The sequence below is a fragment of the Arthrobacter sp. W4I7 genome, from assembly GCF_030816215.1.
Taxonomy (GTDB): domain Bacteria; phylum Actinomycetota; class Actinomycetes; order Actinomycetales; family Micrococcaceae; genus Arthrobacter; species Arthrobacter siccitolerans_A.
The window spans coordinates 4,880,874-4,900,426 of sequence record NZ_JAUSXU010000001.1 but is presented as its reverse complement, the minus strand read 5'-3'; the positions used below and the strand labels follow the sequence as shown (position 1 = coordinate 4,900,426).

The following is a 19,553-nucleotide window of genomic DNA, read 5'->3' as shown; positions in this document are numbered from 1 at the left end:
TTTTCAAACTTACCCGACCCGCACCAGCTTTGCAAATCAACGTTTCCGCGATTACCAGCATCGAACGATCAGCCCCACCCGAACCGGCACGCCCAAAAGCGAACCATTTTCCAGGCCATTTGAAGAAGGGGGTTGGCCGCAAACTTTCCGCATCAGCGGCGGCGACTCAGAAAACAATACACGCCCACACACCAACCCGCAAATCCACCCCCACACCCCCCAAAACCCCCAAAAACCAAGGAATTTCAGGGGCGCGCAGCGCACCGAAAGGCGCCAGCCCCCCGACAAGGCGCCTTATGTACTAGCTCACATTCGCGCTGCGTCTGCTAACGCACCGAAAGCACCAGCGTGAAGTCGGCTTCGCGGGGCTTGAGGCGGTACGGCTCCAGCACACCCGGGCCGCAGGCAGCAGTTCCCACTCCCCGGAGGGCATGGTCGAGATAGATGTAAGTCCGCCCATCCGGCTTCAGGTCCGGCCGGTGGTTCGCCTTATCCAAAACGTCCTGGCTGTAGGGCCGGACCGTCAGCGCAAAAGGATCGCCGGAAATCTCGAGCGTGCTGCCACCCATCTCAACTGCCGCCCACCGGACGCCGGACCTGACCCCCGACTCTTGGGGCCGGACGTAGTCCACGTCCATTTCCGCCAATGGCATTGCGAACCATCCCATCCGGGTTCCCTGCCCCGTATCCGGGTAGCTTTGATGCGGGCCCTGGCCGAACCAGCTCACGGCCGCAGCCTCGTCAGCCACCACAAGTTCCAGTCCGATCCGGGCCCATTCAACCTCAAACCCCGGTTTACCCAGGCGCCGTCAGGCCGGACCTGTGTCCGAAGCGCAACGGCTTCACCATCGCTGGTCCAGGTGTAATCCACAAACACGCCGTAGTGCTTGTCGGCTGCACTGACACGCGTACGGACCGTCAGCGCTTCCCCGCCTTCAGGGCTGGCCTCCGCGCTGATACCCAGCAATCGTGCGTGGAGCAGGTTCAGCCTGGCGTCCTTCCACTGGGTGGCGAGCGGGCGGTCATCATCACCGCCCCACTCCCTGCCCAGGTCGTTGTCCGTGGGCGGCCACCACAACGTCAACGCCAGTTTCTCCACCGCTACGCCGCCAATAGAGGTGGGCATGCCGGTGATCCGGCTGAACTGCACCGGCCCCAGCTGAAGTTCGGTGTCCAGGACATGCACCGGCTCAACCGGCGACGCGTTGCCAGGGGAACCCCCTTCACGTACTGACTGCCCCCACGCAACTTCGTGCTCCGCCGGGGCCCAGGCCGTTTCAGCGGCGAGGAACGCACTCACGGTCAGGACGGAAGCGCGGCAGTAAGTCAGCCCCGAAGCCAGAGCCGCAAGGCCGGCAGGAAGCGGCACAAATGCCTCATCCTGAGGTGACACCGGCGCAACGTCCACTATCCCGCCCTCGGGCGCGCCGCCGTCGGCCGCTACCATGTACCGGAAGCTGAACGTGGACGTGTCCGCGAAGTTCTGTCCGTTGCGGAGGGTGAAGCCGGACCAGTCATCGGCCACTGTGATGCGGAGAGGTTCGATGACTTTCTTGAAGTCCAGCAGCCCTGGCCTGGGGTTGCGGTCGGCGTCCACCAGGCCGTCGGTGACGAAGTTGCCGTCGTGAACTCCCTCACCGAAGTCGCCGCCGTAGCCATAGTGCCGGCCCCCGTCCGAGGATGTGATGGTGATGCCGTGTTCGAGCCATTCCCAGACGAACCCGCCCATCAGGCGCGGATACTTCTCGAAAAGCTCCTGGTACTCCGTCATGCCGCCGGGGCCATTACCCATGGCGTGCACGTATTCGCAGAGCACAAAAGGCATGGACCGGCGTCGGGCGTCCAGCGCGGTGTCGTCCAGAGGCGGCTCAATTCCTTGCCCGATCAGGGCCGTCTCCGCTTGGCTGGCGTACATCCGGGAATAGACGTCAACGTGCTCGGAGGACCAGTCACCTTCGTAATGGATGGGGCGCGACGGGTCCCGGTCCTTGGCCCAGCGCGACATGGCCGCGAGGTTCCTGCCTGTGCCGGCCTCATTGCCCAGTGACCACATGATCACTGCCGGGTGGTTCTTGTCACGCTCCACGGTCCGGCGCATGCGGTCAACCAGAGCCTCCTCCCACTGGGGATCATCGCTTGGGTTCTGGGCCCAGCCAGCGCTCACGAAGCCGTGCGTTTCGAGGTCACACTCCAGCACGATGTAGAAGCCGAACTGGTCCGCGAGGACCAGGAAGTCGGGGTGCGGCGGGTAGTGGGACGTCCGGATGGCGTTGATGTTGTGCTGCTTCATCAGCCGCAACTCGGCCTCCACGACGTCCCGGGGAACCACGCGTCCAAGGCGCGGGTGGTGCTCATGGCGGTTGACGCCGCGCAGCAGGATCCGCCGTCCGTTGACCTTGAACTGCGCGTCCTCGATGGCAATCGAACGGAAGCCCACCTGCAGCGTTACCGTCTCGCCGGGTGCACTGATGGTTGCCTCATACAGCCGGGGCACCTCCGCGGACCAAGGGTTCGACGGCGGGGATGCGCACCTCAGTACCCGCGGCCAGTTCCACATCCAGCTCCGGTAGGCGAACGACGGCGTCAATCGCCTGCCCGCCCCGGCTCACCTCCACGGAAAGGATGCCCTCGCCCGTGCGGTGATCATATCCAGCGTGGACAAAAGCATCGTCGATGCCGTCCGCCGGGCGGGCCTGCAGCGAGACGTCACGGAAGATGCCGGGGAGCCACCACATGTCCTGGTCCTCCACATAGCTGGCGGCGGAGAACTGCGCCACCCTCACGGCCAGGATGTTTTTCCCCTGTTTGAGGATTCCGGTCACGTCGAATTCATGGGCCAGCCTGCTGCCCCGTGTGGTGCCGAGTTCCACGCCGTTCAACCACACCGTTCCGGCAGATTCGATGCCATCGAACCGCAGCAGCGCGTGCGGCAGGAATTCGGGCCCGGCCTCGAAGACCATCACGTGGTCGCCGATGGGGTTGGCCTCGGGGACCTGCGGCGGCTCCACGGCGAACGGAAACTGGACGTTGGTGTAGGCGGGTGCACCGTGGCCGTGCATGGGCCAGCTGGACGGGACAGGCAGGATGCCGAAGCCCTCCAGGTCCTCCCCCAGCTGCCAGCAGCCGCCAGGAGCCACCCTGATTCCGGCGCTGAGCCGGAATTGCCAGTCCCCGTTCAGTGACAACCGCGGGGCGTCGCTGTGCAGGTAGGCCCGTGCCGGCAGCGTTCCTTTCCCAGGTTCCAGGGAGACCAGATCCGCGATGGCCTCTGCGCCTAGTGCCAGGCTCCGGGACTCTGCAGGGGTTTCAGGGAACTTGCCGGAGAGGACCGGTGGGGAGTGAACTGGCATGGGCTTCCTTGCTTCATGGGTTTATCCCGAGGGTGTCAGCAGATCTGCACGCGCAGCGGGACGTGAACGTTCACGGTGACGAACCCAGCCTACCGTTATTTGCCCGTCTTGAGTAGGGTTCAGGCGGATTGCCGAAGCACCAGCTGGTGCTTGAGGATCAGCTTGGCCTCCTCACTCCCGGCTTCGATGGCGCCGCTGAGAAGATTGTCCACGAGGTCGACGGCGGACCGGCCTACCGCCCTGAGGTCCAGTGCCAGCGTGGTCAGCTCCGGCGTCACGAGCTCCCCCAGGGGTATACCGTCCATCCCAATCACCGCGCAGTCCCCGGGAACAGTCCTTCCGGTGTCGGACAGGGCTTTCAAGGCCCCCGCCGCCATCAGGTCATTGAACACCAGCAGCCCGTCGATCCCGCTGTGTTCCTCGAGCATTGACCGGACTGCGCCGCGGGCCGCGGGCGCGGTGTCTGCGCTGCGGCGGACGATGAGCTCAATGCCCGCATCGGCGGCCGCTGCGGCCACGGCAACTCCACGGGTAGTGGCCGGGCCCTCCTGGTCCGAGTCGAGGTAGGCGATCCGCCGGCGATGGTCCGCCTCGAAGCGATGGAGTGCAAGCCCGGCCCCGTGCAAGTAGTCGAAAGAGATGCCCCCGGCAGCTTGCCCCGCCGGATAATCCAGCACCACCACCGGGCGCCGGCCCATCATGGCCTGGGCATCATTCGAGAGCGCTCCGAGATAGCCGATAAGGGCATCAACCTGCGGTGCGAGCCGGGTTACGGCATCCAGGCCGCTCCCGCTGCCGTGGCCAAAATCATCAACCACCACGTTCCAGCCGCGCTGGGTTGCTACTTCCACCACGCTGGACGCAAAAGCCGGGAAATACGGGTTGGTGAGGTCCGGTATGGCCAGCCCCAGGGAAGTCCGGGCTCCCTGCACCAGGCCCTTCGCAAATCGGCTGGGCGTGTAACCGAGCTCTACCGCCAGCTGCTGGACTCGCTCCCGGGTGGCCGGGCTGATCCCTGGCATCTCGTTCATCGCGCGGGTCACGGTTTGGCGCGAGACGCCCGCGGCGGCCGCAACATCCAGGATCGTTGCTCTCTGGATGCGGGGTGTGCGGGAACGTGAGGCCATGACGGTAAGTCTAGGCGGGCCTGGTCGGGACAGTCCGGAGCTTTCCCCGGGTCCGGGCAGAACCTGGTGGAGGGTTTCGCGGATCGGTGCGGAAAGTGATGGGGGTCCCCCGGACCGGTGCGGAAAGTGATGGGGGTCCCCCGGACCGGTGCGGAAGGTGATGGGGGGTTCCCTGGATGGGTGCGGGAGGTGGTGGTGCGTGTTGGTGGTTTTGGGGGTTAAAGCAGAGTAGGGCCCTGACGTTGTTTGTCAGGGCCCTACTCTTTAATTTATGTCCGGCGGTGACCTACTCTCCCACACCCTCCCGGGTGCAGTACCATCGGCGCTGTGGGTCTTAGCTTCCGGGTTCGGAATGGGACCGGGCGTTTCCCCCACGCTATGACCGCCGTAACCCTTCTACCCGTCACACACCCCTTTGCGGGGTGGTGTGGGAAATCTGTGGTTACAACATGTTCTGCAGTGATGCAGCAGTGGTGTTGTTATTCAATTGTGTGTTCCTGTAGCAACGAAACCATTGGTTTGGTTTGTTGTTTGGGAACCACATAGTGGACGCAAGCAGTCTTGTTTCTTTTTACCATCACCTGGTGTGAACGTCTTTCGAAGAGTCCGTTCACGGTGAATGGTGTGTGGTGTAAGTTATCGGCCTATTAGTACCGGTCAGCTTCACGAGTCGTTAGTCCTCGCTTCCACATCCGGCCTATCAACCCAGTGGTCTGGCTGGGGGCCTCTCACACACAAGGTGTATGGAAATCTCATCTTGAAGCGAGCTTCCCGCTTAGATGCTTTCAGCGGTTATCCCATCCGAACGTAGCTAATCAGCGGTGCACTTGGCAGTACAACTGACACACCAGAGGTTCGTCCGTCCCGGTCCTCTCGTACTAAGGACAGCCCTTCTCAAATTTCCTGCGCGCGCAGCGGATAGGGACCGAACTGTCTCACGACGTTCTAAACCCAGCTCGCGTACCGCTTTAATGGGCGAACAGCCCAACCCTTGGGACCTACTCCAGCCCCAGGATGCGACGAGCCGACATCGAGGTGCCAAACCATGCCGTCGATATGGACTCTTGGGCAAGATCAGCCTGTTATCCCCGAGGTACCTTTTATCCGTTGAGCGACGGCCATTCCACAATGTACCGCCGGATCACTAGTCCCGACTTTCGTCCCTGCTCGAGATGTCTCTCTCACAGTCAAGCTCCCTTGTGCACTTACACTCGACACCTGATTGCCAACCAGGCTGAGGGAACCTTTGGGCGCCTCCGTTACTTTTTAGGAGGCAACCGCCCCAGTTAAACTACCCATCAGGCACTGTCCCTGACCCGGATTACGGGCCGAAGTTAGATGTCCAAAGTGACCAGAGTGGTATTTCAACGATGACTCCACCCGAACTGGCGTCCGGGCTTCAACGTCTCCCACCTATCCTACACAAGCCACTCCGAACACCAATACCAAACTATAGTAAAGGTCTCGGGGTCTTTCCGTCCTGCTGCGCGTAACGAGCATCTTTACTCGTACTGCAATTTCGCCGAGTTTATGGTTGAGACAGCGGGGAAGTCGTTACTCCATTCGTGCAGGTCGGAACTTACCCGACAAGGAATTTCGCTACCTTAGGATGGTTATAGTTACCACCGCCGTTTACTGGGGCTTAAATTCTCAGCTTCGCCGTGAGGCTAACCGGTCCTCTTAACCTTCCAGCACCGGGCAGGAGTCAGTCCGTATACATCGTCTTGCGACTTCGCACGGACCTGTGTTTTTAGTAAACAGTCGCTTCCCCCTGGTCTCTGCGGCCCCGATCCCCTCCGGACAGCTTGTGTCCATCAAGGTTGGGGCCCCCCTTCTCCCGAAGTTACGGGGGCATTTTGCCGAGTTCCTTAACCATAATTCTCTCGATCGCCTTAGTATTCTCTACCTGATCACCTGTGTCGGTTTGGGGTACGGGCGGCTAAAACCTCGCGTCGATGCTTTTCTCGGCAGCATAGGATCACCAAATCCCCCCAAACGGGGGTCCCATCAGATCTCAGGCATCATGAACAGCGGATTTGCCTACCGTTCGCCCTACATCCTTAGACCGGGACAACCATCGCCCGGCTCGGCTACCTTCCTGCGTCACACCTGTTAATACGCTTGCCTCCCAGGATCAGGTCCTGCGCTCCACCAAAACCCTCACACCACAAGGGTGATCGGGCAGGTCTCGGGCAGTTAGTATCCCCTGTTCAGCATGGGCGGTTTTTCGCCGGTACGGGAATATCAACCCGTTGTCCATCGACTACGCCTGTCGGCCTCGCCTTAGGTCCCGACTTACCCAGGGCAGATTAGCTTGACCCTGGAACCCTTGATCATTCGGCGGACGGGTTTCTCACCCGTCTTTCGCTACTCATGCCTGCATTCTCACTCGTGTAGGCTCCACCGCTGGTTTACACCGCGACTTCACCGCCCACACGACGCTCCCCTACCCATCCAGACGCCTGAACCACAAGGGCTTAGCAAAAATCTGAATGCCACAACTTCGGCGGTGTACTTGAGCCCCGCTACATTGTCGGCGCGGAATCACTTGACCAGTGAGCTATTACGCACTCTTTTAAGGATGGCTGCTTCTAAGCCAACCTCCTGGTTGTCTGGGCAACTCCACATCCTTTCCCACTTAGCACACGCTTAGGGGCCTTAGTTGGTGGTCTGGGCTGTTTCCCTCTCGACTATGAAGCTTATCCCCCACAGTCTCACTGCTGCGCTCTCACTTACCGGCATTCGGAGTTTGGCTGACGTCAGTAACCTTGTAGGGCCCATTAGCCATCCAGTAGCTCTACCTCCAGCAAGAAACACGCAACGCTGCACCTAAATGCATTTCGGGGAGAACCAGCTATCACGAAGTTTGATTGGCCTTTCACCCCTACCCACAGCTCATCCCCTCCATTTTCAACTGAAGTGGGTTCGGTCCTCCACGACGTCTTACCGTCGCTTCAACCTGGCCATGGGTAGATCACTTCGCTTCGGGTCTAGATCACGCCACTGCAACGCCCTATTCAGACTCGCTTTCGCTACGGCTTCCCCACACGGGTTAACCTCGCGACGTAACACTAACTCGCAGGCTCATTCTTCAAAAGGCACGCCGTCACAACTACAAGGCTGCTCCGACGGATTGTAAGCACACGGTTTCAGGTACTGTTTCACTCCCCTCCCGGGGTACTTTTCACCTTTCCCTCACGGTACTGGTCCGCTATCGGTCATTAGGGAGTATTTAGGCTTATCAGGTGGTCCTGACAGATTCACACGGGATTTCTCGGGCCCCGTGCTACTTGGGATACTCTCCGGGCGGTACACAACATTACGGTTACGGGGCTCACACCCTCTCTGGCCGGCCTTTCAAGACCGTTCACCTATGCCTGCACATCACACCCCACTGTCCCGGCAGAGACAGAACGGAAAGTCCCACAACCCCGACCATGCAACGCCCGCCGGCTATCACACATGGAACGGTTTAGCCTGATCCGCGTTCGCTCGCCACTACTAACGGAATCACTATTGTTTTCTCTTCCTGCGGGTACTGAGATGTTTCACTTCCCCGCGTTCCCTCCACGCACCCTATGTGTTCAGATGCGGGTCACCAGATCACTCGCGCGCCTGGCGGGGTTTCCCCATTCGGACACCCTGGGATCACAGTCCGGTTATCGACTCCCCCAGGCTTATCGCAGATTCCTACGTCCTTCTTCGGCTCCTAATGCCAAGGCATCCACCGTGTGCTCTTAAAAACTTGACCACAAAAGATCAAAAAACTAATTCACGAGAGAACCACGAAAACCAACCACACCCAACAACCACCAACCCCCAAAAAGAGGCCAGTCATCACCAAGCGCAGCCAGATCCAGGTTCATATTCTTGGAAATTGCTTCTTATAAAAGATGCTCGCGTCCACTATGTAGTTCTCAAACAACAACCCCAAACCACACACCCCACACAACAACCCCCGAAAGGGCCTCCGCGCATGACCGGTGCAGCCAGGAAACCAGAAACAAACAAACCCAGGGGAACCACAGCCAAAGCCACGAACAACCCCCGGCCCTGTTGCCTCAGGACCCAACAGTGTGCCAAACACTAAACCACCCGCACCCCAACCCCGCCGTTCCAGGACACCAAAGCATCCGTACTAGACAAGAAAGAAACACAAGCAGCCGCTATTTGTTGATATTCCACCCATGAGCACCCGCCGCAGAACTTGCGTCTGCGCAACGGGCTTTTACTCCTGACAAACCCCCACACCACATACATGGCATGAACAATCCGTAGGTGCTCCTTAGAAAGGAGGTGATCCAGCCGCACCTTCCGGTACGGCTACCTTGTTACGACTTAGTCCCAATCGCCAGTCCCACCTTCGACAGCTCCCTCCCACAAGGGGTTAGGCCACCGGCTTCGGGTGTTACCAACTTTCGTGACTTGACGGGCGGTGTGTACAAGGCCCGGGAACGTATTCACCGCAGCGTTGCTGATCTGCGATTACTAGCGACTCCGACTTCATGGGGTCGAGTTGCAGACCCCAATCCGAACTGAGACCGGCTTTTTGGGATTAGCTCCACCTCACAGTATCGCAACCCTTTGTACCGGCCATTGTAGCATGCGTGAAGCCCAAGACATAAGGGGCATGATGATTTGACGTCGTCCCCACCTTCCTCCGAGTTGACCCCGGCAGTCTCCTATGAGTCCCCACCATCACGTGCTGGCAACATAGAACGAGGGTTGCGCTCGTTGCGGGACTTAACCCAACATCTCACGACACGAGCTGACGACAACCATGCACCACCTGTAAACCGACCGCAAGCGGGGCACCTGTTTCCAGGCGTTTCCGGTTCATGTCAAGCCTTGGTAAGGTTCTTCGCGTTGCATCGAATTAATCCGCATGCTCCGCCGCTTGTGCGGGCCCCCGTCAATTCCTTTGAGTTTTAGCCTTGCGGCCGTACTCCCCAGGCGGGGCACTTAATGCGTTAGCTACGGCGCGGAAAACGTGGAATGTCCCCCACACCTAGTGCCCAACGTTTACGGCATGGACTACCAGGGTATCTAATCCTGTTCGCTCCCCATGCTTTCGCTCCTCAGCGTCAGTTAATGCCCAGAGACCTGCCTTCGCCATCGGTGTTCCTCCTGATATCTGCGCATTTCACCGCTACACCAGGAATTCCAGTCTCCCCTACATCACTCTAGTCTGCCCGTACCCACCGCAGATCCGGAGTTGAGCCCCGGACTTTCACGGCAGACGCGACAAACCGCCTACGAGCTCTTTACGCCCAATAATTCCGGATAACGCTTGCGCCCTACGTATTACCGCGGCTGCTGGCACGTAGTTAGCCGGCGCTTCTTCTGCAGGTACCGTCACTTTCGCTTCTTCCCTACTGAAAGAGGTTTACAACCCGAAGGCCGTCATCCCTCACGCGGCGTCGCTGCATCAGGCTTGCGCCCATTGTGCAATATTCCCCACTGCTGCCTCCCGTAGGAGTCTGGGCCGTGTCTCAGTCCCAGTGTGGCCGGTCACCCTCTCAGGCCGGCTACCCGTCGTCGCCTTGGTGAGCCATTACCTCACCAACAAGCTGATAGGCCGCGAGTCCATCCAAAACCACAAAAAAGCTTTCCACCAACCACCATGCGATGATCAGTCATATCCGGTATTAGACCCAGTTTCCCAGGCTTATCCCAGAGTTAAGGGCAGGTTACTCACGTGTTACTCACCCGTTCGCCACTAATCCCCCCAGCAAGCTGGAGATCATCGTTCGACTTGCATGTGTTAAGCACGCCGCCAGCGTTCATCCTGAGCCAGGATCAAACTCTCCGTTGAAGAAAAACAGACACAACCCCCAGCCCCGGGAAAACGGGACCAAAAGCTGCACAAAATTTGAAACCAGCTGTAAAAACCAGACCACCCACAGGGGCGGGCAGCCCGGCAAATCCAACCAATTTAATAAAAAATCGGTATCAACAAACTTGGCACACTATTGAGTTCTCAAACAACAGACACACCCGACACCACCCAAACCAAACATTCAGGATCGCTCCGGAGCAACTTTTAAAACTTACCCGACCCGCCGTCCCGATGCAAATCCGTGTTCCAGGATCTTCATCGGTGGGGAGTCGTCCCCACCTCTTCTGCGGCGCTCGAAAGCCCTGCCAGATTTGGTCTTTATTTGGGGGTTTTGGCCGCCCGCGGTGACCAGCTCTTCACTGTCTCCCCCGCGGCGACTTAGAAAACAATACACCTCCACTGGCACCACCGCAAATCCCCTCCGGAGGCGGTCCTGAACCCCGGGAGTCCGGGGCAGAACCGGACATGGGCACCCTCGGTGGGCTAACCGCCGTCGTACTTCCAGCCTGTGTGCTGCGACACGGCCCTGATTTCGACAGGCTCAATCACTGGGTACTTCGACAGGCTCAATCACCGGGCATGCGGCTTAAACAGCAGAAGGGCCGGCAACCGTGAGGTTGCCGGCCCTTCTCAAGCAGCCGGTATCAGCAGTACTGAATTACCAGGAAGACTTGGTAACGCCAGGGAGCTCGCCCCTGTGTGCCATGTCGCGGAAGCGGACACGGGAGATACCGAACTTCTGGAGGGTACCGCGGGGGCGGCCGTCGATGATGTCGCGGTTACGCAGACGGATCGGGGACGCGTTGCGGGGCAGCTTCTGCAGGCCCAGGCGGGCTGCTTCGCGTGCTTCATCGGTTGCATTTTCGTCAACCAGGGTCTTCTTCAGCTCAAGGCGCTTTGCAGCGTAACGCTCAACGATGACCTTGCGCTGCTCGTTGCGAGCAATCTTGGACTTCTTAGCCATGTTTAGCGCTCCTCTCGGAATTCGACGTGCTGGCGGATCTTGGGGTCGTACTTCTTCAGGACCATACGGTCCGGATCGTTACGACGGTTCTTGCGGGTTACGTAGGTGTAACCCGTGCCCGCGGTCGACTTGAGCTTGATGATCGGACGTACGTCCTTGTCCTTAGCCACTAGAGCTTCACCCCACGAGCGAGAATGCTGGCGACGACAACGTCGATGCCGCGTACGTCGATGGTCTTGATGCCCTTTGCAGATACCTGCAGCGTGACATTACGGCGCAGGGACGGAACCCAGTAGCGCTTCTTCTGAATGTTCGGATCGAACCGACGCTTGTTGCGGCGGTGCGAGTGCGAAATGCTGTGCCCAAAGCCCGGCTCGGCCCCGGTCACTTGGCAGTGTGCTGCCATGACTTCTCCTCAAGAATTGAAAGTAATGATCCGCATATCTGCTGCTGGACCATGCTGCTAAGGGCGACCCAAAAGTGAAGAAGGGCAACGGTTAGTCACGCAACTTGAGCCCCTAACTACCGGCCACCCTGGAGAAATTACCGGGCAACCGGAGCAATTGCGCACGCTCCGCGCACTTAGCGCCTACCAAGTCTACGAGTTCACGCAATTAAAGACCAATCCGGTGGAAGAGGGTGTATAAGCGCCCGCCTGCAACTGGCCTGCAGACATAGCAAATACAGGCGCCTTTTCACAGCTTAATGAAAGCTTCCGGGAGCATCTTTGAAGCATGAAGACGCAGCTCCCGCCGGCAACTCCGGCCACCAGCAGCTCCGGCCGCCCGGAGCTTTCATCACCATCAGCGAAGTGGCCGGCCCGCGGCTGGTTCGCCCGCCAGTACCGGCAGCGCATGCTGCGGACGGACCTCCTGACGGTCATTGCCTGGGCCTCCGTTGCCGCCGCAATTTCCCTCTGGCTTGCCGACGGCGGGGCCACCAACATCACATCACCCGCCTCACTGTTCACGGCGGCGGGGATCGTGGGCGGGCTGGCGGGCATGGACCTGGTCCTGCTCATGCTCCTCCTGGCGGCAAGAATCCCTTTCATTGACCGCACCATCGGCCACGACCGCGCGCTGGAGTTCCACGGCAAGCTGGGCAAGCCCTCCCTTTACCTGCTTTTGGCACACGGTGGCCTGCTCGTCATTGGGTACGGCATGGCCGAAGGACTGGATCCGGTCAGCGAGTCCATCAACCTGTGGGTCCAGGTGCCCGACATGTGGTTGGCGTTCGTCTCCATGGCGCTCTTCATCGCTGTCGTGGTGACGTCGCTGGTGGCTGTCCGCCGCCGTTTTCCCTACGAGTTCTGGTATGTGGTCCACCTCCTCACGTATGCCGCGGTGGCAACGTCGCTGCCCCACCAGTTCAGTGTGGGCGGGCTCTTCGCGGCAGGCACCTGGCAGCGCTGGTACTGGCTTGCCATCTGCATCTACACAGGCAGCGCCTTGCTGTACTTCCGCGTCCTGGAACCGGTGCTGGCCACGGCACGGCACCAGCTGACCGTGGCCAGGGTGGAGGCTGTGGCGCCGGGCGTGGTGAACATAGTCATGAGAGGGCGCCGACTGGACCAGCTGGCGGGAACGGGCGGACGCTTCTTCATCTGGCGCTTCCTGGCCCCGGGAATGTGGTGGCATCCCCATCCGTTCAGCCTGTCCGCCGAACCTGTCTTCCACGGTCCGGACGGCCAGGGCACGCTGCGGGTCACCGTTCGGAACCTTGGAAACGGTTCGGCCCAGCTCCTCCGGCTGCGAAAGGGGACCAAGGTGGCGCTGGAAGGTCCTTACGGGCTGCTCAGCACGGCCGCCCGGACCAAGAACAAGGTAGTGATGATCGGCGCCGGCATCGGCATCACCCCCCTGCGCGCCCTTCTGGAAACCACCCCCTTCGCTCCCGGCGAGGCGACGGTCTTGCTCCGCGGCCACACAAACCAGGAGCTTTACCTCAGCAACGAAATCCTTGACCTCTGCCAGGCCCGTGGGGTCCGGCTCTTCCATGTCACCGGGCCCCGGGCCCACGGCCCCTCCACTTGGCTTCCCGAGGACGCCGTCCGGAACGGCTACAGCCTGGCCTCCTACGTGCCGGACATCGCGGATGCGGACGTCTACGTCTGTGGTCCGGCGGCCTGGGCGGCCAACGTCATAGAGGATGCCGGAAGTGCCGGCGTCCCCGGGGAACAGATCCATCACGAAAGGTTTGACTGGTGAAAATACGCGGAACAGTGGCAGCGGCCCTGGCCTCGGCCGGGATCCTCCTGGCGGGCTGGCAGGCAGGCACCCAGGTGGGTGGCATCAGCACCGTCGCATCAAGTACGACGGCGACAGGCACCACGGGTTCGGCGGGTACGGGTTCGACCGGCTCGGGTTCCTCCGGGTCGGCTGGATCGTCCGGGTCCTCCGGCACCTCGAGCTCTTCTGGCTCGACGAGCTCTTCCGGTTCCTCCGGCACCTATAAGGGAACCGCTGTGCAAACCCGGTTCGGTCCCGTGCAGGTCCAGATCACAGTGGCCAACGGAAAGATCACGGATGTCACAGCCCTCCAGCTGACCAACACCGACGGCAAGTCGATCCAGATCAGCAACCGCGCGGCACCCCTGCTCAAGAGCAAGGTCCTGGCGGCACAGTCGGCAGATGTCCAAACCGTCAGCGGCGCCACCATTACCAGCGACGCCTACCTGACCTCACTCCAGGCAGCCATCGATGCAGCCAACCTCTAATGCCCTGCCGGTCGCAACCGACGGCTTCCTCCTGAAGTCCCGCACCTTTGAGTGCATGGGGACCGTCATCGGACTGACGCTGCCCGTCGGCTCTCCCACGGAAGGGCAGCCGCGGTTCGATGAGCTCACCGCCGCCACCGCCGTCGTCGAACGCCTGTTCCGGAACCTGGACGAAAAATTCAGCCTCTACCGCCAGGATTCGGAAGCAGGCAGGCTGGCCCGCGGCGAACTGACGTTGCCGGCCGCCTCAGCCCAGCTGCGTGAGCGGTATGCCGAGGCGCATGAATGGCGGCTGCGGACGGAGGGCGCCTTCACCCCTGAACGGCCCGACGGCGTGCTGGACCTTTCGGGGATCATCAAGGGTCACGCGATCCGCGAGGCCGGAACCTCGCTCCTTGCCCTGGGGCGGCACGACTGGTGCCTCAATGCCGGCGGCGACGTGCTGGTCAGCGGCTCCCCACACCCCGGCACTACCAAGCGGTGGAAGGCCGGTATCGTGGACCCCGCGGATCGCCGCACCCTGATTACTGGTTACGCACTGGGCGGCAAGAGCCGACACAGCGCAATCGCCACCTCCGGCTCCGTCGAACGCGGCGAGCACATCTGGAGGGTGGGAAGCGGCAGCGAATTTGTCCAAGTCAGCGTGGCTGCCGCGGACATCGTCACCGCGGATGTCCTGGCCACGGCGATCGTGGCCGGTGGAACACCCATGCTGAACCGCGCTGCGGACAACTGGGATGTTGACGTCCTGGCCATCCGTGTGGACGGCTCCATGCTGGCCACTCCGGCTTTCCATCCCGCCTGACCTGGCTGCGGACGGAGGCTACAGCCGTGTGAACTGGGCGTACTTCGGCTGCAGGTTGTCCCCGGAGGACTTTCCGGTAACCCTACGGACAACCCACGGCCCGGCATACTCGCGGAACCAGCGGGCGTTCGCGCGGATGGCATCCAGTCCGCTCAGCTCGGGAACGGGGGTCATGGGCGGGATGTCAATGGAATGGTCGTGTTCCAGGACGTCCAGCACACGCTTGGCCATATTCGCGTGCCCGGCGGCGGACATGTGCATCCGGTCCTGCGCCCACATGCCCCAGTCGTAGTATTCGCTGAACCGCCAGTAGTCCACCAGCAAGGCGCCGTGGTCTCCGGCAATGCCGCGGATCAGTTCGTTGTAGATGGCTGTGCGCCCGCGCATGGTGCTGAACACCTTCGAGCCGCGCGCGTCGAAGCCGGTAAACATCACCACGGTGGCACCGGTGGCGCGCAGTTTGGCGATGGCGTCGTCGTACTCCACCAGGAGGTCGTCAATGTCGATCCGGGGCCGGAGGATGTCGTTGGCTCCCGCGTAAATGCTCACCAGGGTGGGCTTAAGTTCGACGGCGGCGTCCACCTGCTCGGCCAGGATCCGGCGGAGTTTCCTTCCGCGGATGGCGAGGTTGGCGTAACCGAAGCCGGGATCGGCGGCGCCCAACTGTTCGGCCACGCGGTCTGCCCAGCCGCGGACGCCGTTGGGGCGGGTGGGATCGTCGTCGCCCACGCCTTCGGTGAAGGAGTCACCAAGGGCTACAAAGCGGGTTGTGAAATCCATCTGGCCAGTTTGCCATCCGTTGCCAGGGGCAACCAAGTTCAGGTGCTACCTCCAGCTGTCCGGCAATGCAGGCTATGCGCCCGGGGTCTCCCGCAAAATCCAGTGGTCCGAGTCCAGCCTGCCCACTACCTTCTCGCCAATCCGCGCCAGGTCCAGGACGTCCTGCTCGTCAAGGGCGTCAAGGAACAAGTCACGTACCGTCTCGACGTGGCCGGGCGCGAGGCCCACGATGGTCGCCATGCCTTCTTCAGTGAGGTGGGCTGTTGTCACGCGGGCATCGTGGGGGTGCGGCCGGCGTTCCACCCAACCCCGCTTCTGCAGCTTGGTCACCACGTGCGACAGCCGCGACAGGGAAGCACTGCTGCGGGCGGCCAGCTCGCTCATCGGCAGGAAACGTTCCTCCGCCTCGGAAAGCATGGCCAGGACCGTATAGTCGAAAAGGGACAATTTCCCCGCTGCGTGGAGCTTCGTATCGAGGGCCGCCGGGAGCAGCGTGTTGATACTCACCAGGGCCAGCCAGGCACGGCGTTCGTCGGCACTAAGCCAGCGGGGTTCGGTCATAACCCCATTCTACGGTGGGTTGATACTTCAAGTAGCGTCGCGGCAGGCCAGTAGGCTGGGTGCATGTATGTTGTCTCCCTGACCTACCGGGTTCCCCAGGACATCGTTGACTTCCACAATGACGCGCACATCACCTGGCTGCAGAAGGCATTCGACGACGGCGTGTTCATTGCTGCCGGTCGCAAGGTCCCCCGGACCGGCGGCTTGCTGCTGTCCCAGGCCGACCGCGCCACCCTCGACGCCAGCCTGGCAAAGGACCCGTTTTACACAAATGGGGTAGCTGAATTCGAAATCATGGAGTTCCACGCCGGCAGGGTGGCTCCCGGTTTCGAGAACCTGCTGGACAGCCCGCCGACGCCCAGCACTTAAGGCGTGGGCCCGCCGTCGGCCGGCTCCCGCACCAGCTTCTTCAGCCCGCCCTTGCGCGGCACCTTGACCGGTTCGGGCCACCGCGGGGTGAGCGCATCGCCCAAGGTAACTCCCCGCAGTTTGCGCCCGAACAGTGGCAGGACCCAGTCGTGGACCCAGCGCCGCTGGTGGCGTTCCCACTCCCGCAGGCTGAGCCTGGGTGGCGGATCCCAGTCCTTGGGCCGGATCTTGTGCGGGACACCCAGTCGGTCCAGCACTTGGCCCGCAAGGTACTTGTGGCCGGCCTTGGACATGTGCAGGCGGTCCGAGTCCCACATGCGGCGGTCGTGGAAGGCCTCCAGGCACCAGTAATCCACAAGGACGGCACCATACTTTTCAGCGATGGCCCGGACCCGCTCGTTGTAGAAGGTGTTGCGCTTTTTCAACGGCTCCAGCAGCGCGGAAACCTTGACATCAAAGCCGGTGAAGAGCACCAGCGTGGCACCCGTTCCGGCAAGCCGGGCAACGAGCTTTTCATAGTCGGCCATGAGTGCGGCCATGTCCGTCTTCACGTCAAGGATGTCGTTGCCGCCGGCATAGAGCGTCAGCAGGGTGGGCCGCATCCGCAGCGCCGGCTCGAGTTGCTCTCCCACTACATGCCGGAGCCGCTTGCTCCTGATCGCCAGATTGGCATACCGCCAACCAGGCTGTGCTTTCGCGAGCTTCTCGGCCACCCGGTCCGCCCAGCCACGCACCCCATTGGGCAACCGTTCGTCCCGGTCCCCCACGCCCTCAGTAAAAGAGTCCCCAAGAGCAACAAAAACCCGCCGCCCGGATTCAGGAAGCAAAGGTTCAGGACGCACGCACCAAAAGTAGCGGGCCAAGGAAAAGCCAGAACGACGCCGGGATGAACAGGACATGATGGCGCGTTCCCGGTTTAGCCGCAGGACGTGATGGCGCGTTCCCGGTTTAGCCGCAGGATCTGATGCCGCGTTTCAGGAACGGCAGCAACGGCGAGGGGCGCAACGAGCCGGCGGGGCGGTTTTGCGTAGGAGCGCATCGCCGACTGGAGCGAAGTGAAGGCCGTCCGCGGCCGTAATGAGCGAAAGGAGGTGTCTAAGCGACGGCAAAACCGCCCCGCCGGCGCCCCAGTCACGACGCACGCAGAGGATGCACCTTCCGCCGCCACGGAGTCCAGTGAAAGGAGCCTTAGCCCTCAGCCTTGCCCTGGCGCCAGTACCCCATGAAAGCAACCTGCTTCCGGTCAATCCCGACGTCCCGGACAAGGTACCGCCGCATGTCCTTGATGACTGCGGCTTCGCCGGCGATCCAGGCGTAGAAGGGCATGGCGCCGGCGGGCATGCCGGGGTTTTTGGTTGCCTGGATTTCGGCGGTTTCCATGCGGGCGGGGGTTTCCCAGAGAATGTCCACGTCCACGTCGACGTCCTCGGGCTCCGGGCCAGCACCGCCGTCGGCTGCTTTGATGCCCACCCAGCCGGGCACGGGCACGGCCTTGCGCACGGCGTCCCGGAGCAGTTCGCCGTGCGGGCGGGAACGTCCAAGGGAGGCACCGCGTGCGAGCCAGGTGATTTCGACGTCGGCGGGTGAGGTCAATTCGAGGAAGTCGCCTGCTTCGGGGACTTCCAGGAAGGCGTGGCCGGTCATGTAGCCGGGCAGGCTTTCCAGGATGGCGGAGATGGCCGGGATGGCTGTTTCGTCGCCGGCGAGCAGGACGCGCTGCGCAAGCCCGGGCCGCCATTCGATGCCGGAGTAGATTTCGGCGGTGACGCAGTGCGCTGCCCGGTTGTTGGGTCCGATGATCGTGACGGCGTCGCCCGGCTTTGCATTGAGGGCCCAGTTGGCGGCGGGCCCGCCTTCACCGTGGTCATCGAAGTGCATCACGAAGTCGACGTCAATCTCGGGGTACACGGCGTCCAGGCGGGCCTGCCGGACGGTGTAGGTGCGCATGGAACCCCGCACCGCCGGGTCCATGGCCAGCCATTCGCGGTACCAGCCGGCTTCGGCCATCTTGAAGGCCGGAAGGGGCAGCGGGGTGCCGTCGGCGGCGAGCGACGGGATCATGAGCTTGATCCGGAGGTCAAGGGTGTCGCCGTGCACGCCGAAGTCGCGCAGAGAGTAACCGCCGAACGTGATCCGGCGGAAGTTGGGGCTCAGTTCCTGCACGGAAGAAACAGTGACCTCAAACGCCAGGGTCATGGGCTCGGTAGCGGCAACATCGCGGGTTTTCATGAAACGAGCTCCAGTTCGTTGGCAGGGACGTGGTGTCGGCCGATGGGAATGATCAACGGGGTTCCGGACACGGGGTCGGGGATGACGCGGGATTCGAGGCCGAAGACGCTGCGGACCAGCCCCTCGGTCACCACGTCCCCGGGCGCACCCACCGCCACCACGGCGCCGCCTTTCATGGCGATCACGTTGTCCGCGTACCGGGCGGCCAGGTTCAGGTCGTGCAGGACGATGGCCACGGTGGTGCCCCGCTGGCGGTTCAGGTCCGTCACCAGGTCCAGGACCTCCACCTGGTGCGCGAGGTCCAGGTAGGTGGTGGGCTCGTCCAGGAGCAGCACCTCCGTTTCCTGGGCCAGTGCCATGGCGATCCACGCCCGTTGCCGCTGCCCGCCGGACAGTTCGTCCACGTTCCGCTCGGCGAGGGCCAGCGTCTCGGTGGCTTCCAGCGCACGCTGGACAGCAGCGTCGTCCTTCGCGCTCCAGCTGCGGAACAGGCCCTGGTGCGGGTACCGCCCTCGCCCCACCAGGTCGCGGACCTTGATGCCGTCGGGCGCCGTGGGGTGCTGCGGGAGCAGGCCCAGGGTGCGGGCCAGTTCGCGGGCCGGCCGGGAGTGGATGTCCTTGCCGTCCAGGGTCACAGCACCGGCCGCCGGCTTGAGGAGCCGGGACAGGCCGCGCAGGAGGGTGGACTTTCCGCAGGCATTGGCGCCCACGATCATGGTCACCTTGCCCTCGGGAATCTCGGCACTGAGGCCGTCCACGACGCAGCGCTGGTCGTATTTCAGCGTCAGGTCTTTGGCGTTGAGAACTGCCACG

Annotated in this window: 17 protein-coding genes and 3 rRNA genes; 5 read left to right on the top strand and 15 right to left on the bottom strand. The window is 61.9% G+C overall.

Features of this window, described 5'->3' with window-relative positions:
* On the top strand, positions 1-352 hold a 352-nt coding region (locus QF047_RS22290; RefSeq protein ID WP_307281659.1), incomplete at its 5' end, for a hypothetical protein.
* Here the strand turns inward: QF047_RS22290 and QF047_RS22285 are convergent.
* The 10 genes from QF047_RS22285 to rpmB form a co-directional block, all read right to left on the bottom strand.
* Positions 327-749, bottom strand: coding sequence for a hypothetical protein (locus QF047_RS22285; protein WP_307281656.1), 423 nt, complete (start codon positions 747-749; stop codon positions 327-329). The two genes, QF047_RS22290 and QF047_RS22285, sit on opposite strands and share 26 nt — an antisense overlap.
* Positions 725-2,494 carry a glycoside hydrolase family 2 TIM barrel-domain containing protein gene (locus tag QF047_RS22280; RefSeq protein ID WP_307281653.1) on the bottom strand — a complete coding sequence of 590 codons (1,770 nt, stop codon included), beginning with the start codon at positions 2,492-2,494 and terminating at the stop codon, positions 725-727. Before QF047_RS22280 ends, QF047_RS22285 begins: the two co-directional genes overlap by 25 nt.
* Complete coding sequence (locus QF047_RS22275) at positions 2,478-3,350, bottom strand: sugar-binding domain-containing protein (RefSeq protein WP_307281650.1); 873 nt, start codon at positions 3,348-3,350, stop codon at positions 2,478-2,480. Before QF047_RS22275 ends, QF047_RS22280 begins: the two co-directional genes overlap by 17 nt.
* A 119-nt stretch (positions 3,351-3,469) precedes the next feature.
* Entirely contained in the window at positions 3,470-4,477 is a 1,008-nt protein-coding gene (locus tag QF047_RS22270; protein WP_307281647.1) for a LacI family DNA-binding transcriptional regulator, read from the bottom strand.
* Between the two features lie 273 nt (positions 4,478-4,750).
* Positions 4,751-4,867, bottom strand: a 5S ribosomal RNA gene (gene rrf / locus QF047_RS22265).
* A 236-nt stretch (positions 4,868-5,103) separates the two neighbouring features.
* Positions 5,104-8,228, bottom strand: a 23S ribosomal RNA gene (locus tag QF047_RS22260).
* Positions 8,229-8,766: 538 nt separating this feature from the next.
* Positions 8,767-10,292, bottom strand: a 16S ribosomal RNA gene (locus tag QF047_RS22255).
* Together the 16S, 23S and 5S rRNA genes form the textbook arrangement of a ribosomal RNA operon.
* A gap of 682 nt (positions 10,293-10,974) precedes the next feature.
* The gene (gene rpsN, locus QF047_RS22250; protein WP_102976597.1) at positions 10,975-11,280 is read right to left on the bottom strand and encodes a 30S ribosomal protein S14; all 306 of its coding nucleotides are present in this window, start codon (positions 11,278-11,280) and stop codon (positions 10,975-10,977) included.
* Between the two features lie 2 nt (positions 11,281-11,282).
* Complete coding sequence (gene rpmG / locus QF047_RS22245) at positions 11,283-11,450, bottom strand: 50S ribosomal protein L33 (protein WP_013602737.1); 168 nt, start codon at positions 11,448-11,450, stop codon at positions 11,283-11,285.
* Entirely contained in the window at positions 11,450-11,686 is a 237-nt protein-coding gene (gene rpmB / locus QF047_RS22240; protein WP_104043693.1) for a 50S ribosomal protein L28, read from the bottom strand. Before rpmB ends, rpmG begins: the two co-directional genes overlap by 1 nt.
* Before the next feature lie 328 nt (positions 11,687-12,014).
* Here rpmB and QF047_RS22235 point away from each other — a divergent pair, with 328 nt between their 5' ends.
* Genes QF047_RS22235 through QF047_RS22225 form a run of 3 tightly spaced genes read left to right on the top strand, consistent with a single transcriptional unit; the run spans position 12,015 to position 14,801 of the window.
* Positions 12,015-13,487, top strand: a complete 1,473-nt coding sequence (locus QF047_RS22235; protein WP_307281644.1) for a ferredoxin reductase family protein — start codon at positions 12,015-12,017, stop codon at positions 13,485-13,487.
* Positions 13,484-13,996 (top strand): FMN-binding protein, encoded by a 513-nt coding sequence (locus QF047_RS22230; RefSeq protein ID WP_307281642.1) that lies wholly within the window; start codon positions 13,484-13,486, stop codon positions 13,994-13,996. Before QF047_RS22235 ends, QF047_RS22230 begins: the two co-directional genes overlap by 4 nt.
* Before the next feature lie 55 nt (positions 13,997-14,051).
* Entirely contained in the window at positions 14,052-14,801 is a 750-nt protein-coding gene (locus QF047_RS22225; protein WP_373427827.1) for an FAD:protein FMN transferase, read from the top strand.
* An 18-nt stretch (positions 14,802-14,819) separates the two neighbouring features.
* On the opposite strand, the gene QF047_RS22220 is transcribed toward QF047_RS22225, so the two are convergent.
* Both QF047_RS22220 and QF047_RS22215 read right to left on the bottom strand, forming a co-directional pair.
* Positions 14,820-15,581 (bottom strand): SGNH/GDSL hydrolase family protein, encoded by a 762-nt coding sequence (locus QF047_RS22220; RefSeq protein WP_307281638.1) that lies wholly within the window; start codon positions 15,579-15,581, stop codon positions 14,820-14,822.
* Positions 15,582-15,653: 72 nt separating this feature from the next.
* On the bottom strand, positions 15,654-16,142 hold the full coding sequence (locus QF047_RS22215; RefSeq protein WP_307281636.1) for a MarR family winged helix-turn-helix transcriptional regulator: 489 nt from the start codon (positions 16,140-16,142) through the stop codon (positions 15,654-15,656).
* A gap of 63 nt (positions 16,143-16,205) precedes the next feature.
* Here QF047_RS22215 and QF047_RS22210 point away from each other — a divergent pair, with 63 nt between their 5' ends.
* On the top strand, positions 16,206-16,511 hold the full coding sequence (locus tag QF047_RS22210; RefSeq protein ID WP_307281634.1) for a YciI family protein: 306 nt from the start codon (positions 16,206-16,208) through the stop codon (positions 16,509-16,511).
* Here QF047_RS22210 and QF047_RS22205 read toward each other — a convergent pair.
* From QF047_RS22205 to QF047_RS22195, 3 genes are all read right to left on the bottom strand, one after another.
* On the bottom strand, positions 16,508-17,353 hold the full coding sequence (locus tag QF047_RS22205; RefSeq protein WP_307281631.1) for an SGNH/GDSL hydrolase family protein: 846 nt from the start codon (positions 17,351-17,353) through the stop codon (positions 16,508-16,510). The two genes, QF047_RS22210 and QF047_RS22205, sit on opposite strands and share 4 nt — an antisense overlap.
* Positions 17,354-17,699: 346 nt before the next feature.
* Positions 17,700-18,740: a siderophore-interacting protein gene (locus tag QF047_RS22200; RefSeq protein ID WP_307281627.1), complete on the bottom strand. Its 1,041-nt coding sequence runs from the start codon at positions 18,738-18,740 to the stop codon at positions 17,700-17,702.
* Complete coding sequence (locus tag QF047_RS22195) at positions 18,737-19,552, bottom strand: ABC transporter ATP-binding protein (RefSeq protein WP_307281624.1); 816 nt, start codon at positions 19,550-19,552, stop codon at positions 18,737-18,739. Before QF047_RS22195 ends, QF047_RS22200 begins: the two co-directional genes overlap by 4 nt.
* Position 19,553 lies beyond the last annotated feature (1 nt).